Genomic DNA, 15,359 nt, shown 5'->3' on the forward strand with positions numbered 1-15,359 from the left:
CAAGGGTTGGTTTCAGCGTTCGGGCGTGGCCGACACCGTCAGGGGATGGCTGGCGATCACCTGCCTGACGAAGTGATCCCGGATGGGGTCGGCAAAGTCCGGATTCCATACCATGCTGACCTCCCACTCGGAGCTGGGGCCTGAGAGGGGATAGAGGGTGACATCGGGCCCTGCGATAAAGCTGACGCTGCGTGGCGGGATGGCGTTGCCGATGCCCGCCGCGACCAGCGCCACCAGTGTCTGGATATCTTCGGCCTCCTGAACCATGCCGGTCAGCCGATTGGCGCCGAGAAAACCGGCGATCTGCTGGCTGAGCCCAGGGCAGCGGTGGCCCACCATCTGCAACAGGGGTTGACTGGTCAGTGCCTGCTGGACGTCGAATGCGGCCGGGTCTGGCTCTGTCATCCGTGTCGGCACCGCCAGCACCAGCCGGTCGATCAGCAGTCTGTGCTCCTGTAACTGCGGCATCTGAGGTCTGCGCATAAAGCCAAGCTGCAACTGGCCGGAGAGCAACTGCTCCTGCTGGATGGCGGAGGGCATATCCTGCAGATGGACCATCACGTCCGTGACCTGCTGTTTGAAGCGGGCCACCAGCGCAGGGGCCAGTGCGAAACTCGACAGACCGAAGCCAATTTTGAGTCGACCGGCCACGCCGCTCGCCACCGCCAGCGCATGGCTTTCGAACTCCCGACCGTGCTCGACCAGCGCACTCGCCTGAGTGAGCAGCTGGGCACTGAGTGCTGTCAGCTCGGCACCGTGGCGGCCCCGTTTGAACAGGGTGCAGCCCAGCGTCTGCTCCAGCCCCTGGATCTGCTTGGTGAGGGCCGGCTGGGTGATAAAGAGGCGGCTGGCCGCTTCCCGGTAGTTAGCGGTCTCGGCCAGCATCACGAACGCCTGCAGTTGTTTGAGGTCGAATTTCATTCCGTTTGATTATCGAAAGTGGCCATTTACTCATTATAAATTATCTAAACGCCCTGTTCTAATGGCACTGAAAGGGGAGTCGAGTCCCCTCCGGTCTGGAACAAGGAGTCATATCATGTCGACCCAACGCTATCTCTTTTTGATCAAAGGCTCTCTGGTGCTGGCCCAACCGCTGGCCGCGCCAGAAACGGGGGAGCTGCTCGCCAGCCTGCTGCAACAGGGGTTTGTGGTCGGCCCGCTGCAGGTGTGGGCAGGCAGCGCCGAACAGGCGCTCGCCTGTTATGAGCGTACCGCCCAGCAGCAGGCTTTTGCCGATGCACTCTCTGGCTCTCTGCCCGAGCTGGCCGGGGTGCCTGTATGAGAGTCTGTATGAGTGCTGGCATGAACACGATCACCCTGTCGGTATCCGCCCTGCTGCTCGATATGGATGGCACCTTGGTCTGCTCGACCGACGATGTGGAGCAGGTATGGCGGATCTGGTGTCGTGAACAGCTGCTTGATCCCGAGCCGGTGCTGGCGATGTGCCACGGCATGCGCTCGCGGGAGGTGATCCGGGCGCTGGCCCTGCAACTGGATGTGGAGCGGGAGGCGGCGCGGCTCGACGAGCTGGAGATGCTGCATACCGGCGGCGATGCCATCGCCGGATGTGGCGAGTTGCTGCGCCGCTTGCCGCCAGAGCGCTGGGCCATCGTGACCTCCGCCAGTGAGCGGGTTGCCCGTCACCGCCTGCATTGTGCCGGTTTGCCGCTGCCCGCCATGCTGGTGGGGGCCGAAGCTGTGGTCAATGGCAAACCCGATCCCGAGCCCTATCTGCTGGGGGCAGAACGGCTTGGTGTCTCGCCCGCTCGTTGTCTGGTGTTCGAGGATGCCCCGGCCGGTATCGAGAGCGCCCTGAACGCAGGCTGCGCCGCGGTGGTGCAGGTGGGGGGCGATGCGCCGCTTAATCCGGCAGTGGTGGCGGTGATCCGCGACTGGCGCGAGGTGAAGGTGGAGTTGGGGGAAGATGACTCCCTGCTGGTGACACTGCCCGCCTGATCGATGGAGATAAGGGGTTGTGGCCGCATATGCGCTATGAACCATCGCCATCCGCACTCTATGCCGCAATAAAAACGCCCCCGAGATGCGGGGGCGTTTTGCTATCTGACCGTTATTTGAAGACGCGGAAACGGGTGGCGTCGTCGATAAAGGTCTTGTCGCCGGCCGGTTGCTTGATACTGCCAAAAGGCATCTGGGCGCGCAGCAGCCAGCTGGCGGGCAGGTTCCACTCCTTGCGTACCGCCTCGTCGATAAGCGGGTTGTAGTGTTGCAGGGAGGCGCCGACCTTCTCCTGCGCCAGCGTCGTCCAGACCGCAAACTGGGCGATGCCGGTGGCATGTTCCGACCAGATGGGGAAGTTGTCGGCATAGAGGGCGAACTTTTGCTGCAGATCCTTGATGACGTCGGTGTCCTCAAAGAACAGCACTGTGCCAAAGCCTGCGCGGAAGCTGCCATCCACCTTGGCCTCACTCTGGGCGTAGGCCTCCGGCGGCACGATTTTTTTCAGCTCGGCTTTGACGATATCCCACAGCTTGTGGTGCTGGGCGCCAAACAGGATGACGGCGCGGGAGCTCTGGGAGTTGAAGGAGGAGGGGCTGTGCCTGATGGCATCCTGGATCAGGGCCGTCAGCTGCTCAGACGTATGGGAGACCTGGTCACTCAGGGCATAGATGGTACGACGTGCTTTGATCTGCTCGATAAACGGACTGCTCATAACATCTCCTTTGCTTGATAGTCACCGGGCGCCAGCCTTGTGGCCAGCCATCCCCTGTTGTTCAAGCTATAGACTATACCACCCGATTATCTTCCGGGCGTTTACATGCAGTGGTGACACTTTCAACTGAGGGTTAACACCCCGCACATAGGCGATCCTGTTGCTCCCCAGTGAACGGGGTTGAGGCGCGCTGAACTGCCAGCCCAGCTGAGATTGCGCCACCCAACCCTGCGCAGGTGACAGGAGCTGTCCGATCGCCAGTAGTTGGGGTGGGGCTGCAACAGCCTCCCGCCCCTGCCGAGGGACACGCCATACCTGTGAAATAAAAAATTTCTTGTGGTTATTCAAGAGATTGAATTCGGGCTTGCCGGTCACGCCTATTGCCGGGTTTCAAGTGAAAATCTACTTGCCGCTAGTCACCCACTGGTTTGCTGCCTGCCGGTTTGTATAGTGCAGAGGAAATTAATCAGATTGGACAGGAGTACCCATGGAGATGAATTCGCGTGCTTTTCGCGCACTGGCACTGCTGGGCGCCTTGCTGGCTGGCAGCGCCGCCGTGCATGCTTCCGAGACCCTCAATACCATTCTGGGTGGCGGTGCAGGCGGGGTAGCGGGCACCATGATCGGCAAGGAGCTGGGTGGCGATACTGGTGCGCTGGTGGGGGCTGCGTTGGGCGGTGCGGCCGGTGGGGCTGCGACGGCCAACAAGGGCAACAAGAATGAAGCGGCCCTTGGCGGCGCGGTGGGGGCGCTGGGCGGTGCCGCCATCGGCAAGAGTGTTGGTGGCGATACCGGTCAGCTGATCGGCGCCGGGGTCGGCGGGGCGAGTGGTTCGGCCATCGGTGCCAAGACCGGCGATGGCCACAAGAGCCAGGATCGCTATTACGATGATGACGATGATCATCACCATCACAAGCACCACAAGAAGTACAAAAAGCATAAGAAGCACAGATGGCATGACGACGATTGATGCGTGTGCAGTGAGTGCGGAAGATGCAAAACGGGGCCTGTTGGTCCCGTTTTGCATGGTGTGGTCACTCGATTTTGCGGTGACTCGCTCGTGCGGTTACACCAGCCGGTGCTGGCGGCGACCGGCGGCAAAGGCGTTGATGTTGTCGATCAGCTGATCGGCGAGACGCTGCATCGACTCCTCGCTGGCCCAGGCCACATGGGGGGTCAGAATGAAGTGGGGGTATTGCAGCGCCTTCATCAAGGGATGGTCGGGAGGCGGCGGTTCGACGCTCGCCACATCGAAACCGGCGCCACCGAGGCGGCCGTTGGCCAGCGCTTGCAGCAGCGCCTCCTCATCCACCAGCCCGCCACGGCCGACGTTGATCAGCAGGGCGCCCGGTTTCATCAGATCCAGCTCCCGCTCGCCAATGAGGTTGCGGGTGTAGGGGGTGAGCGGGCAGTGCAGGCTGATGACGTCCGAACTTTGCAGCAACTCGTCGAGGGGGAGGCGATCCTCGTCGTGACTGGTGCCGACCTGGCTCTGGGCGTAACGCACTGTCATCCCCATCCCTTTGGCCCGCTCGCCGAGCGCCTGACCGAGTGTCCCTTTGCCGATGATGCCAAGCTGCTTGCCGTGCAGATCCATGATGTTGTGGTCGAAAAAGCAGAATTGGCCGCTCTGTTGCCAGCGCCCCTCCAGCAGCGACTGGCGCCAGCAGAAGAGGTTGCGCGACAGGGCCAGCATCAGCGCCATGGCGTGCTCCGGCACCGAGGGGCCCGAGTAGTTGCGGATGTTGCACACCCCGACGTTGGCGGCGCGGCACGCTTCCAGATCCACGTTGTCACTGCCGGTGGCGGCCAGGGCGATGAGTTTGAGCTCCGGTAGCTGGGCCAGCTCGGCGGCGCCGATCCGTACTTTGTTGATGATGGCGATGCTGGCATCTTTCAGCCGCTCGACCACCTGTTCCGGGGTAGTACTTGGGTAGCTCTGCCAGTGGTGGGGGAAGTCGGGGTGATGCAGGGTGATGCCCGCATCCAGGGTATCGCTGTCGAGAAATACGATTTGCTGCATGGACCTTCCTGCCATTGTTCAGGTTCGAGAGGCCATGATGCCAAAGAGGATGCAGTCAGGGCCAGCCTGCCGCTATGTCATGGCGGGGCTTTATCCGGCAGATGTGAGCTTGCGCGCTTTATTGCGCCACGCTAGCGGCCGGTTTAGAGCCAGCCCAGATGGTTGAGCCAGCCCTGAATGCGGGTGGGGGTCTCCTCCAGCTCCATCAGGGCGTAGGGGCGATAGTTGAGCTTGTTGCTGCGCCGGCTCTCGCTTTTGCGGGCCTCGGCGGCCAGCAGGGGCCAGCGACCGCCATCCTCCTGATAGAGATCGAGTGTGGGGATGGCCGCCTGAGCCACCTGTTTGGCCAGGGTCTGGTTACTCTGCTGATTGGGGAAAAAGCCATCGAGCAGCACCAGCGCGTCGGGGGCGGGCAACTGTTCGCTGGCGATGAGGTTGGCAGTCCAGGCGGCGCCGGTACCTTGCGCCAGGATCAGCTTGAAGCCCCCCTCCTGCAGCTTGGCATCAGCTAGCTTGCTGATCCGCTCAGCCAGTTGCTTGCGAAAGGCATCGCTCTCCTTGGCTTTCTTCTCGGCGGCAGGGTCGAGCTCGGTTTGCTGGGGAGAGGGGAGCAGCAGCAGGGTATCAAAGCCCAGCTGGCTGAGGGCGCGAGTCAGTTGCCACAGCTGGCCGCTGCGCTGCCAGTCGGGCAGTAAAATGGCGAGCCCCAGATAGTTTTCACTGTCGTGTTTGGCGAACAGCACCGTCTGCTTGTCGATCCGGGTTACATCGGGCAGCCCTTTCCAGTCGCTCGCTTGCCAGTGATCGAGGGGGAGTGGCTCCGCGATGGGCGGTGCAACGTCGCTCGCCTGCGCGACATGGCCAGCCAGCATGGTCAATAACAGCAGTGATAAGGATAATCTGGCCATAGTGTGCTCCCCCGGTTATCTGGGTTAGCGGCGGCGGTGGGGTTTTCTGAAGGGGGAGGCGGCGTTGTGGCCGCGAACAGGCAATAAAAAAGCGAGCCGAAGGCTCGCTTTTTTGCAATCAATTCAACGTGGTCAATTAGTTGACGCGACGCTTGAATTCACCGGTGCGGGTATCGATTTCGATCTTGTCACCGATCTCTACGAAAGCGGCAACAGCCAGCTCGTAGGTAGTGCCTTTCAGACGGGCAGGCTTGGTTACTTTACCGGAGGTGTCGCCACGGGCAGCCGGTTCGGTGTACTCAACTTCGCGCACGATGGTGGTCGGCAGTTCTACGGAGATGGCTTTCTCGTTGTAGAAAGTCACTTCGCAGATGTCTTCCATGCCGTCTACCAGGTAGTTCAGCACGTCACCCAGGTTGTCTTTCTCTACGTCGTACTGGTTGTACTCGGTGTCCATAAAGACATACAGGGGATCGGAGAAGTAGGAGTAGGTGCACTCTTTACGTTCCAGCTGAACAACGTCCAGCTTGTCGTCGGCCTTGAAGACGGTCTCGGTAGCGCTGCCGTTCAGCAGGCCCTTCAGCTTCATTTTGACCACGGCGGAGTTACGGCCGGATTTGTTGAATTCAGCCTTCTGAACCACCATCGGCTCGGTGCCGATCATGACTACGTTACCAGCGCGGATTTCCTGAGCGGTTTTCATGTAAAAAATTCCTGTTCGTGAAACGGACGGATAAAAACTGCCAGATTATATACGGCTTTCCAAAAATTTCACCAACCTCGTGACGAGATCCCCATCCCGGAGCAGCTTCTGTGACCAGAGTCGCCCATGTTGCAGCCAAATCGCGCTGTATTGCGGCCATTGGGCCCAGAGTTCGCGGCAATTTTCACCACGGTTGAGAGCCAGATTGAAGCGGCGCAGCCATTGGCCGCAATCGGCAGGCAGATCAGCAAGATAGTGGTCGAGGAACTGCTCCAGCTTGATCAGATGGGCCTCCTCCTCCTGTTGGTAGATATGCCAGAGGAAAGGACGGGCGGCCCACTGGGCCCGCACGAAGGAGTCCTCCCCGCGCACCAGATTGAGACCGCAGCTCCAAAGCAGTCGATCGTAACCGGCCTGATCGGTCATCGGCAGCAGCTTGATGGTGAGGTTGCCCGAGTGGAGCAGATCCCCCGCTTGGGCGGTGGTGATGGCCCCTTCAAGGCTCGCGCCGCGCAGCACATCTTGCAGCGAGCGCCCCAGCGGCAGCAGCAGGGTGACGGGCGTGGCGCTCTGGCACCAGCTCTCGACCAGGCTTTGCAGTGCATCGCTCTCGTAGGTAAAGAGGCTGACCCGCAGCTCGTGCTCTTGTCTGGGCGGCAAACCGAGACTGGCCCAGTAGGCTGCCAGTCCCGCTTCATCTTGTTGCCACTGCTCCCGTTCGGTGATGAGGTCGTGTTCGCACAAAAGGCCGCCGGTTTTAGCCGTAAAGCCCGGGAAGAAGAAATATTTATTGAGGCTTTTATTGCCAACCCGCTGGGGCGAGGCGAGGGCGTGGCAATCCTCGACCCAGCTCTCTGCCGAGAGGTACTCCAGATTGATCCAGCAGGGGGGCTTGGGTTGGCTCGCCATCAGTTCTATAAAGGGGGCGGGCAGTTCGCAGGCAAAGGCCTCGATCACCACCCTGGCCGGTGTCATGTCGGTCGGCAGGGTCTCATGCCAATGCTGGATATAGATCCCATCGACCCACTGACCATCCTGTGCCGGGTTGATCCCGGGGCAGATGCGGGCGAAACTTGCCAGATCGTCCACCCAGAGCCGCACCTGAACCGCATCGCCATGTGCCGCTATATTCCCCTCCCGCTTTAGCTGGCGGGCGAGTCGCCAGGTGACACCGATGTCGCCGAAGTTGTCGACGACGCAACAGAAGATATCCCAGTCAAACGGGGGCAGGTGAGTGGTCATGGCTCGGGATCCCAGATGCAAAAAAACCGGTGCGCAGGGTAGCACACCGGTTGACTGGCTTCTAACCGTCAGCGCGTGACGGCGGTCTGTGGCAGGTTACTCCTTGCCGTAGACGTTGTTCTCTTGCTCGCGTACCCGGATAAAGGTGGTGCGCTTGGTGAGCTCTTTCAGCTGGCTGGCACCCACGTAGGTACAGGTGGAGCGCACGCCGCCCAGAATGTCGCGCACGGCGTTCTCGACCGGGCCGCGATAGGGCAGCAGCACTGTTTTACCCTCGGAGGCGCGGTACTCGGCGACGCCACCGGCGTGCTTGTCCATGGCGCTGGAGGAGCTCATGCCGTAGAACTTCATGAAGGGTTCGCCGTCTACATCGACGATCTCGCCACCGCACTCCTCGTGGGCTGCCAACATGCCGCCCAGCATGACGAAGTCGGCGCCGCCGCCGAATGCTTTGGCGACGTCGCCCGGGCAGGTGCAACCGCCGTCACCGACGATCTGGCCGCCGAGGCCGTGGGCCGCATCGGCACACTCGATGATGGCGGAGAGCTGCGGATAACCGACACCGGTCTTGACGCGAGTTGTGCAGACCGAGCCCGGGCCGATGCCGACCTTGACGATGTCGGCGCCGGAGAGGATCAGCTCTTCGACCATCTCGCCGGTCACCACGTTGCCCGCCAGAATGACGTGGTTGGGGCAGGCTTCACGAATTTTGCGCACGAACTCGACGAAGTGTTCGGAGTAGCCGTTGGCCACGTCGACACAGATGAAGCGCAGCGCTTCGGACATGGCGAGGATTTGGCGGGTCTTGGCGAAATCTTCAGCCGAGGTGCCGGTGGAGACCATCACATGGCCCAGCAGCGCCGGGTCGGTCTCGTTGACGAAAGCTTGCCACTGCTCAAGGCTGTAGTGCTTGTGTACCGCGGTCATCATCTCGAAACCGGCCAGCGTGCGCGCCATGGCGAAGCTGCCGACGGTATCCATGTTGGCGGCGATGACGGGTACGCCTTGCCATTGGGTCTGAGTGTGTTTAAAGGTGAACTGACGGGTCAGGCTTACTTGGGAACGGCTCTTGAGAGTAGAGCGCTTGGGGCGGAACAGGACATCCTTGAAACCGAGCTTCAAGTCTTCTTCGATACGCATTACAAATTCCTTATTGAGCCTTGTTGAAAGTCACTTTTGCAGTGGCAAATTTTCGGCAGGCGCAAAAAAACCGGTGGTTTTCAGGCCCTCCGGTTTACAACAGTGTAGGCAAAAATCCCTTCAGAACAAGACTGATAATTTGTAAATCCTTGTGGTAGCCTTTGGCGTCACAACCTGAGGTTAACCACCAGTTTCATCCAGCACCGTTCGGTGCCTTGCTCTCCTACGATATTCCCGCCCGCTTGGGCCGCCGTTCGGCCACTATTTGTCGTCTCTCTCCTGACCCGCCAGATATTATCCAAGTAGCTGAAATAAATCGGATTGACCCACAATGGGACTGTGGTAGATCTGGGCGCAGGATTGACAAGGCAGGGCCGTAAAATGAGCAAGATGATGGTGGGGATCACCCTGATGCTGGCACTGTGTGGCAGTGCGCTGGCTGAGACCCCGACCAGCTATGGCTGGATCGAGAAGGGGCTTATTTTGCCCACCGGCGTGGCGGTGAAGATGAAGCTCGACACCGGGGCGCTCACCTCTTCCCTCGATGCACGCTCCATCACCAGATTCAAACGGGATGGCAAGCCCTGGGTGCGCTTCATGCTGGTGGTGACCGATGCCGACAGCGGCAAGCTGGTCAAACAGCAGTTCGAGCGGCGGGTCGAGCGCAGCGTGACGGTGCGCGGGGCGGGCGGCATGGAGCAGCGGCCAACGGTGACCATGTCCATCTGTCTGGGGGACAAGGTGTATGAGGAGTGGTTTACCCTGCGGGATCGCAGCAAGATGATCTATCCGGTGCTGCTGGGCCGCCGCCTGCTGGCGGAGCTGGGCCCGGTGGATGCCAGTCGAACCTTTACCGTGCAGCACGCCTGCCGTTAGGGGCAATTTCGGCGTGAATCTAAAAAACGCCGTTTCACAGCTAAATCCCCGCCCCTCTGCCAGAGGTAGCATCTCCACCAAACCCTGAAGCGTGCGAGCTCGTTCGCCAGCAAGGGCTTGAGCGTGGAGTGCATCATAGTGAAACCCTATCAACAAATCGTATCTGAATGGCTATTGCTCGCGGGCGAACAGCAGGGCGTAGCCTTGAGTCTGGGCAGCGATGGCCACTGCAGTGTGCCATTCGGTCTGGATGGCGAGTGCCTGGTCGAAGTGCCCGATAACGATAATCTGCAGGCATGCTACCTCTATATCCCCTTGCTGCGTCTGCCTGACGATGCGGCCAGTCAGTTGCAGCTGACCCGCTCGGCCCTTGAGCTGAACATGTTTGGTTTGACCACGGGGGGAAGCCAGATCAGTCTGGACAGTCGCAGCAACCATCTGGTGCTGACCTTTTCCTCTCTTATCGAAATGCTCGATAAAACTCTGTTTATGCAGGCCTTGGGCGAATTTCTTGATCTCGGCGTCACCTTGCAGACGCAATTGCAGGCGTTGAACGCCCGGCAGGAGGCTGCTGCCATTCCCTCCCCGTTATCTGGCGTCATGATCCCGTGTTGATGGATCGTTATTGGTATTAATCAGGAGCAGAAGATGTCTATTCAAAGCATTGGACAACCCCAGCGCACTACCGCTGTGGCCTCTCATGAGCATGGCGAGGTGCAATCCTCATCTCGCCAGCACTCGGTTCATCACAATCTGGCCTCTCACTATACCAGTCTCGGCTTCGGCTCCCGGGTTCAGCCGGGCAAGGTCTTGAATACCTCGCTCAAGTGGTTGACCCTCAGTGCCCCGGCTCGCAAGATTGGCATCGCCATCCAGGGCGGCCATGATTCCCATGCCCAGAGTGCCAAGGGCAAAGCCCGTTACTGGACGGGCGCCATCATCAAAGGGCTGGCCAATATCACCGGTGGTGTCAGCAGCGTGGCCAGCGGTGCGGTGACGACCGGGGTGGCCGGGGTGAAAAACCTTGGCGAGTCAGCGGCGCGTCTGGTGGCTTCCTCCTCTCTGGGGTTGGCGGGTAGCGTGATGAAGGGGGCCTCCCATCTGCCGCTCGGTATGTCAGAGCGGTTGCAACAAGGTTCACAGCAGGCCTTGAGTGCCGCCAAGGGGATCATCAAACCGGCCTTCGTGGCGAAGGCGCAGCAGGAGCCGCTGACTGCCGAGGGGGCGAGAGCTGTGGTGGATGCGGCCCAGCTGGCGCGGGTCAGTTGCTCCAGCAGCTATCGGGAGATGCCGGCAGGCTACAGTCACGCCACGCTGGCAGATATTCCCCCTTCGATATTGGCCCGCCGTGAAGATGGTTCCGGTGGCACCGGGAGTACCTTGACGCTTCATGTCACCCCGGGCAAGAACGAGAATGACCCCTTGATCCTGACAGGTGATGCCTGGTCTGCGCTCAAGGTCGCCGTTTACAAGCGTGGCGATACCATGGTGCTCTCGTTTGTGGGTACTCAACCTGCCAAACGTCCCGGCACCCTGAAGAGCGATGCTGGCGCGGCCCTTGGCATCAAGGACAGCGCGTTTCAAGATGCCGACCGGCTGGTCAAGGCCTTTGCCCAGCAGTATGGCGGCAAGGTCGAGGTGCTGGGCCACTCATTGGGGGGCGGTCTGGCGCAATATGCCGGCATCAAGCACGGGCTCAAGGTCACGGCGTTCAACAGCATGGGGCTGCATGTCGGGTTGCGGGATCGCCTCGCTCACAAGCTGGACGATGCCAATGTCACCCACGTCAACACCAGCGGGGATCCGCTGAGCCAGAAGGTGGAACATGGTGTGTTCGGGCTGGATGCCTCTTCCCAGGTGGGCAAGCGTTATGTGATTGAACACTCTGGCGGGCATCGCATGGAGGCGGTGACTGCAGGTCTGGATGCTCTGCTTGCCTGATCTGCCGGTGATGGCGCGGCGACAAGTCGCGTAGCGTCAGCGTGCTAATTATCTATAAACAACGCCTCCCTCGGGAGGCGTTGTTATTTTCGGATCAGGGCAGGGAGTGGGTGTGGGTCGGTAGCCAGACGCTCACCTCCAGCCCCCCTTCCGGCCTGTTGTGGACATCGAGATCGGCGCCGTGCAACTGGGCGATGCGCGAGACGATGGCCATGCCAAGGCCGACGCCATCCCCCTGCTGGGGATTGACCCGAAAGAAGCGTTCATACAGCCGGGGCAAGGCGCTGGCGGGAATGCCGGGGCCATTGTCGCTCACATCCACCCTCACCCGGTTGCCCTCTCGCTGAACCCGCACCCTGATCTCGCCCTCCGGCTGGGTGTAGCGCAGCGCATTGTCGATGAGATTACTGAACAGCAGTTCGAGCAGGGTGGCCTGCCCCATCACCAGCAGTGGCAATTCACACTCCAGCGACAGCTGCTGATCCTTCTTGAGCGCGATGGGAGCCAGCGTCGCCAGGGTGCCTTGCAGCAGGTGGCCTATCTCCAGCTCGGTCAATACCAGCCCCTGTTGGTTGTCGATACGGGCCTGGGTCAGCAGTTGGCGGATCAGCCGATCGCTGCGGTCGAGGGCCTGCAGCATCTTGTGCAGGGATTGCTGGCGGTTGGCGTCATCATCGGCCGCAAGGGCATTTTCACTGTGGATCCGCAGCACCGCCAGCGGGGTGCGCAGCTCGTGGGCCGCCTCGTTGGTGAACTGTTTCTCCCGCTCTATGGTCTCCGCCAGCGCCTGCATCAGCCGGTTGATCTCGTTGGTGAGGGGGGTCAGCTCCTGAGCGCTTATCTTGAGGCTGAGGGGGCTCAGGTTGGCGGGGTGACGTTCACTGATGGCCTGGGCCAGCTGACGCAGGGGGGCCAGCCCGCGGGTGATGAGCCACCAGAGCAGGGCCAGCAGGAAGGGGAGGGTGATCAGCAGCGGCAGCATGGTGAGGGTGGCCATCTTGCTGGCCAGTTCGCTGCGCTCGTCGTCCCGCTCGGCCACCACCAGCCAGGTCTGCTCCTGCGGGTTGTAGAGAGTGAAGGTGCGCCACTGGTGATTATCTTTTTCGACCGTGTCGAAGCCGATGGCCAGGGTGACCAGCGGCTGATCCGGGGCGCTGGGGGCGCGCAGCAGCAAGCCGCCCTTTTCATCGAGCAGCTGGAAGTAGAGATTGCGTTCGAACTCGTGGCCGTAGGGGGTGATCTCCCGATCCTCGCCGGTCAGGTTGAGGCTGGGGTCTTTTTGCCACTCATCGGGATTTTTCGCTTCCCACTCCTGATAGACGGTGCCGTTGGCGGGCAGCTGCCCCTGCTGGGCCATATAGCGGGCCAGCAGCTGGTTGGTGATGCGCGCCGACTGGGCGAGGCGGGCATCAAACAGCTCCTCCATTTCGTGGCTCGCCTCCATGTAGCCGATAAAGGCGCTGATGGTGAGACTCAGGCTCACCAGCGTGAGAATGCCGGTGAGCAGAAAGCGGCGAATGGAGCGCGGACGTTTCATCGTGCGGATGTCCGGCTTGGCTGTTCGAGCTGGGGAATGATGTAGCCGACCCCGCGAATATTGCGGATGAGGTCGCTGTAGAACTTCTTGCGCAGATGGTGGATATGCACCTCTACCGCGTTGCTCTCGGCCCCTTCATCCCAGCCGTAGAGGCTCTGTTGCAGCTGATCCTTGCTCAGCACCCGGCCGCTCTGGCTGATCAGCTCCTGCAGCAACTTGTATTCATGGGGGGTGAGTTTGACCGCCTCGCCCTGATAGGTGACCTGCTGGGATTCTGGATAGATGAGGATATCGCCATACTCCAGCACCGCCTGAGCCTGCCCCTTGCTGCGGCGAACCAGGGCGCGCAGGCGGGCGTTGAGCTCCTGCAGGGCGAAGGGCTTGACCATGTAGTCGTCGGAGCCGGCATCGAGGCCGACCACTCGATCGTCCAGCGCATCGCGGGCGGTGAGGATCAGCACCGGCAGCTGGTGTCCTTCACGCCGCAACTTGCGCAGCAGGCTGAGGCCATCGATGTCGGGCAGGTTGAGATCGAGGATCAGGGCGGCGAACTCGTCGCTCTTGAGGGCTGCCAGAGCGGGCAACCCCTGTTGCAGCCAGTCCACCGTGTAGCCGCTATGGCGCAGTGCATCCTGCATACCATCCCCCAGCATCACATCATCTTCCACCAGCAGGATCCGCATTCTTTTCTCCCTGTTTGTTGGGTGTGGCGATCTGGCTCAGCGCCAGGGCGTGCCGTGGCATAAACAACCCTGCCCACCAGTATGCAAGCTGGTGGGCAGAGTTTAAATAGTTCTTTGATCCATCAGGGTTTTATAGCTTGGTCAGCCGATCGCGGATCTCCATTCTGCGCCCTTCGTCGGCCACTTCGCGACCCGGGCGGGCCGGGGCGGCCAGCGCCTTGTCGAGGTAGGTTTTGGCCTCGGCCTTGCGACCCTGATCCAGCAGGAAGTCACCGTAGAAGAAGTTGGGATCGATGCCATCGGGATTGATGGCCAGCGCCTGCTTGAGCAGCTGCTCTGCCTTTTCGTCATCGCCAAAGCCGACCGGCCACCCGGGCACCTGATAGTAGAGGGAGCCCAGACTGGTGTAGGCAGAGCCGTCCAGCGCTTTGGGATCCTGCTTGAGCGCCAGCTCCAGCTTGGCCTTGGCCTCTTTCACCAGACTCAGTGCCCCCAGACCCCCTTTGGCCCCCGCCCAGGTGCTCTTGACGATGGCCGACCAGATCAGCAGATCGGCGCGAAAGGGCTCCTTGGCGCTGGCCGCTTCGGCCTGGGTGCTCAGGGTTTCGAGGCAGCTCTCTTTCGCCTTGCCGGTCTGTTGATACTGGCAGACCGCCCACTGTTGCTGGATGGGGACGAGGGCATCACCCGCGGCCATGACCGAGGAGGACCCCAGCAGGATGGCGATGGCACAAGAGGTCACTGATTGACGGACAAAATTCATATTAATGCTCCTTCTTGGTCGGGATCGGGCGGGACAAGTCTGGTTGTGGCGCACTGTTTGTGCCGGCATCAGCCGTCCCTGGCTGAAGATGACGGGCATAACGTTTGATGATCGGCAGCTGTCTGGCCAGCGCCTTGTCGACGATGCCGGGCAGCAGGGCATTGAGCCGCACGAACAGTTTTTCCGGCCAGCCGAGCCAGCTGCGGCGGGTTTCGTTGCACAGGGCGATGACCGCCTCTTCGGCCACCTCCTGCGGGCTGTCGGTCTGGGTGCCGAGCGCTGCATTCATCTCGTAGGCGGCCTCGGAGTTGAGCTTGGTACGGGTGGCGCGGGGGAAAAATGCAGCACCTTGATGCCACTCCCCTCCAGCTCCCGTCCCAGCGCTTCGCTAAAGCCGCGCAGGGCAAATTTGCTGGCGCAGTAGACGCTGTAACCGGGGTAGCCGATGCTGCCCAGGCTCGAGCCCATGTTCATGATGATCCCCGGCTTGCGCATGGTTGGCAGCAGGGCACGGGTGAGCTGGATGGGCGCCTCGATATTGAGCAGCAGCTGGCGCTCCACCTGTTCGAAGCTCTGATCTTCCAGCCAGGCAAACTGGTTGCAGCCAGCGTTGTTGATCAGGATGTCGATCCCGTCCTCCAGCGCAGGGTGTTGCAACAGCTTGGCCCGCTCCTGCGCAGAGCCGAGGTCGGCGAGCACCACCTGATGGCGCTCGGGGTGGGGCAGTGACTTGCACAGCCGCTCCAGTGCGGGGCCGCGACGACCGTGCAGCAGCAGGTGTGCTCCCTGGGCGGCCAGCTCCTGCGCCAGCTCCTCACCTATGCCACCGCTGGCGCCGGTGAGCAGCACGAGTTTCCCTTCAAGGTTCATGG

The 15,359-nt window shown here is 61.1% G+C and carries 16 protein-coding genes and 1 pseudogene; 6 read left to right on the top strand and 11 right to left on the bottom strand.

The window, feature by feature from the left end; all coding sequences use genetic code 11:
- Window positions 1-12: 12 nt before the first annotated feature.
- Window positions 13-921, bottom strand: a complete 909-nt coding sequence (locus tag ACTG2W_RS18205) for a LysR family transcriptional regulator (protein ID WP_440016448.1) — start codon at window positions 919-921, stop codon at window positions 13-15.
- Between the two features lie 115 nt (window positions 922-1,036).
- Here ACTG2W_RS18205 and ACTG2W_RS18210 point away from each other — a divergent pair, with 115 nt between their 5' ends.
- Both ACTG2W_RS18210 and ACTG2W_RS18215 read left to right on the top strand, forming a co-directional pair.
- Window positions 1,037-1,282: a hypothetical protein gene (locus ACTG2W_RS18210; RefSeq protein WP_106842824.1), complete on the top strand. Its 246-nt coding sequence runs from the start codon at window positions 1,037-1,039 to the stop codon at window positions 1,280-1,282.
- A gap of 20 nt (window positions 1,283-1,302) precedes the next feature.
- On the top strand, window positions 1,303-1,956 hold the full coding sequence (locus ACTG2W_RS18215) for an HAD-IA family hydrolase (RefSeq protein WP_181281576.1): 654 nt from the start codon (window positions 1,303-1,305) through the stop codon (window positions 1,954-1,956).
- A 112-nt stretch (window positions 1,957-2,068) separates the two neighbouring features.
- Here ACTG2W_RS18215 and ACTG2W_RS18220 read toward each other — a convergent pair whose 3' ends face one another.
- On the bottom strand, window positions 2,069-2,671 hold the full coding sequence (locus ACTG2W_RS18220; RefSeq protein ID WP_106842822.1) for a nitroreductase family protein: 603 nt from the start codon (window positions 2,669-2,671) through the stop codon (window positions 2,069-2,071).
- 487 nt (window positions 2,672-3,158) lie between these two features.
- Here ACTG2W_RS18220 and ACTG2W_RS18225 point away from each other — a divergent pair, with 487 nt between their 5' ends.
- A complete protein-coding gene (locus ACTG2W_RS18225; protein ID WP_106842821.1) occupies window positions 3,159-3,641 on the top strand; it encodes a YMGG-like glycine zipper-containing protein in 483 nt (160 codons plus the stop codon).
- A 96-nt stretch (window positions 3,642-3,737) separates the two neighbouring features.
- Here ACTG2W_RS18225 and ACTG2W_RS18230 read toward each other — a convergent pair whose 3' ends face one another.
- The 5 genes from ACTG2W_RS18230 to ACTG2W_RS18250 all read right to left on the bottom strand — a co-directional run bounded on the left by ACTG2W_RS18230 (window position 3,738) and on the right by ACTG2W_RS18250 (window position 8,687).
- A complete protein-coding gene (locus ACTG2W_RS18230; RefSeq protein WP_021229760.1) occupies window positions 3,738-4,694 on the bottom strand; it encodes a D-2-hydroxyacid dehydrogenase in 957 nt (318 codons plus the stop codon).
- A 143-nt stretch (window positions 4,695-4,837) separates the two neighbouring features.
- Window positions 4,838-5,602 carry a DUF3530 family protein gene (locus tag ACTG2W_RS18235; protein WP_106842820.1) on the bottom strand — a complete coding sequence of 255 codons (765 nt, stop codon included), beginning with the start codon at window positions 5,600-5,602 and terminating at the stop codon, window positions 4,838-4,840.
- Window positions 5,603-5,738: 136 nt separating this feature from the next.
- Window positions 5,739-6,305: an elongation factor P gene (gene efp / locus ACTG2W_RS18240; RefSeq protein WP_005362323.1), complete on the bottom strand. Its 567-nt coding sequence runs from the start codon at window positions 6,303-6,305 to the stop codon at window positions 5,739-5,741.
- 45 nt (window positions 6,306-6,350) lie between these two features.
- On the bottom strand, window positions 6,351-7,547 hold the full coding sequence (gene earP / locus ACTG2W_RS18245; protein ID WP_106842819.1) for an elongation factor P maturation arginine rhamnosyltransferase EarP: 1,197 nt from the start codon (window positions 7,545-7,547) through the stop codon (window positions 6,351-6,353).
- Window positions 7,548-7,643: 96 nt separating this feature from the next.
- Window positions 7,644-8,687, bottom strand: coding sequence for a GMP reductase (locus ACTG2W_RS18250; RefSeq protein ID WP_005348017.1), 1,044 nt, complete (start codon window positions 8,685-8,687; stop codon window positions 7,644-7,646).
- 381 nt (window positions 8,688-9,068) lie between these two features.
- On the opposite strand from ACTG2W_RS18250, the gene rloA3 reads away from it, so the two are divergent.
- The 3 genes from rloA3 (at window position 9,069) to ACTG2W_RS18265 (ending at window position 11,504) form a co-directional block, all read left to right on the top strand.
- A complete protein-coding gene (rloA3, locus tag ACTG2W_RS18255) occupies window positions 9,069-9,563 on the top strand; it encodes a retropepsin-like aspartic peptidase RloA3 (RefSeq protein ID WP_106842818.1) in 495 nt (164 codons plus the stop codon).
- Window positions 9,564-9,701: 138 nt separating this feature from the next.
- On the top strand, window positions 9,702-10,178 hold the full coding sequence (locus ACTG2W_RS18260) for a CesT family type III secretion system chaperone (protein ID WP_234829634.1): 477 nt from the start codon (window positions 9,702-9,704) through the stop codon (window positions 10,176-10,178).
- Between the two features lie 33 nt (window positions 10,179-10,211).
- Window positions 10,212-11,504: a phospholipase gene (locus ACTG2W_RS18265; RefSeq protein ID WP_245147637.1), complete on the top strand. Its 1,293-nt coding sequence runs from the start codon at window positions 10,212-10,214 to the stop codon at window positions 11,502-11,504.
- A 94-nt stretch (window positions 11,505-11,598) separates the two neighbouring features.
- On the opposite strand, the gene ACTG2W_RS18270 is transcribed toward ACTG2W_RS18265, so the two are convergent.
- The 4 genes and pseudogenes from ACTG2W_RS18270 to ACTG2W_RS18285 all read right to left on the bottom strand — a co-directional run bounded on the left by ACTG2W_RS18270 (window position 11,599) and on the right by ACTG2W_RS18285 (window position 15,357).
- On the bottom strand, window positions 11,599-13,041 hold the full coding sequence (locus ACTG2W_RS18270; protein ID WP_440016449.1) for an ATP-binding protein: 1,443 nt from the start codon (window positions 13,039-13,041) through the stop codon (window positions 11,599-11,601).
- Window positions 13,038-13,724, bottom strand: coding sequence for a response regulator (locus ACTG2W_RS18275; RefSeq protein ID WP_042082687.1), 687 nt, complete (start codon window positions 13,722-13,724; stop codon window positions 13,038-13,040). The genes ACTG2W_RS18270 and ACTG2W_RS18275 overlap by 4 nt, the downstream gene beginning before the upstream one ends.
- 130 nt (window positions 13,725-13,854) lie before the next feature.
- Window positions 13,855-14,487 (bottom strand): tetratricopeptide repeat protein, encoded by a 633-nt coding sequence (locus ACTG2W_RS18280; RefSeq protein WP_440016450.1) that lies wholly within the window; start codon window positions 14,485-14,487, stop codon window positions 13,855-13,857.
- Between the two features lies 1 nt (window position 14,488).
- A pseudogene (locus ACTG2W_RS18285) lies at window positions 14,489-15,357 on the bottom strand (SDR family oxidoreductase).
- Window positions 15,358-15,359 lie beyond the last annotated feature (2 nt).

It is taken from the genome of Aeromonas sp. 96A (genome assembly GCF_051919165.1).
In the GTDB taxonomy this organism is placed as follows: Bacteria; Pseudomonadota; Gammaproteobacteria; order Enterobacterales; family Aeromonadaceae; genus Aeromonas; species Aeromonas veronii.

Bases quoted from the DNA above. Each gene is read 5' to 3' on its own strand.
- ACTG2W_RS18205 (WP_440016448.1), bottom strand. From the start codon at position 921: ATGAAATTCGACCTCAAACAACTGCAGGCGTTCGTGATGCTGGCCGAG.
- ACTG2W_RS18210 (WP_106842824.1), top strand. From the start codon at position 1,037: ATGTCGACCCAACGCTATCTCTTTTTGATCAAAGGCTCTCTGGTGCTG.
- ACTG2W_RS18215 (WP_181281576.1), top strand. From the start codon at position 1,303: ATGAACACGATCACCCTGTCGGTATCCGCCCTGCTGCTCGATATGGAT.
- ACTG2W_RS18220 (WP_106842822.1), bottom strand. From the start codon at position 2,671: ATGAGCAGTCCGTTTATCGAGCAGATCAAAGCACGTCGTACCATCTAT.
- ACTG2W_RS18225 (WP_106842821.1), top strand. From the start codon at position 3,159: ATGGAGATGAATTCGCGTGCTTTTCGCGCACTGGCACTGCTGGGCGCC.
- ACTG2W_RS18230 (WP_021229760.1), bottom strand. From the start codon at position 4,694: ATGCAGCAAATCGTATTTCTCGACAGCGATACCCTGGATGCGGGCATC.
- ACTG2W_RS18235 (WP_106842820.1), bottom strand. From the start codon at position 5,602: ATGGCCAGATTATCCTTATCACTGCTGTTATTGACCATGCTGGCTGGC.
- efp (WP_005362323.1), bottom strand. From the start codon at position 6,305: ATGAAAACCGCTCAGGAAATCCGCGCTGGTAACGTAGTCATGATCGGC.
- earP (WP_106842819.1), bottom strand. From the start codon at position 7,547: ATGACCACTCACCTGCCCCCGTTTGACTGGGATATCTTCTGTTGCGTC.
- ACTG2W_RS18250 (WP_005348017.1), bottom strand. From the start codon at position 8,687: ATGCGTATCGAAGAAGACTTGAAGCTCGGTTTCAAGGATGTCCTGTTC.
- rloA3 (WP_106842818.1), top strand. From the start codon at position 9,069: ATGAGCAAGATGATGGTGGGGATCACCCTGATGCTGGCACTGTGTGGC.
- ACTG2W_RS18265 (WP_245147637.1), top strand. From the start codon at position 10,212: ATGTCTATTCAAAGCATTGGACAACCCCAGCGCACTACCGCTGTGGCC.
- ACTG2W_RS18270 (WP_440016449.1), bottom strand. From the start codon at position 13,041: ATGAAACGTCCGCGCTCCATTCGCCGCTTTCTGCTCACCGGCATTCTC.
- ACTG2W_RS18275 (WP_042082687.1), bottom strand. From the start codon at position 13,724: ATGCGGATCCTGCTGGTGGAAGATGATGTGATGCTGGGGGATGGTATG.
- ACTG2W_RS18280 (WP_440016450.1), bottom strand. From the start codon at position 14,487: ATGAATTTTGTCCGTCAATCAGTGACCTCTTGTGCCATCGCCATCCTG.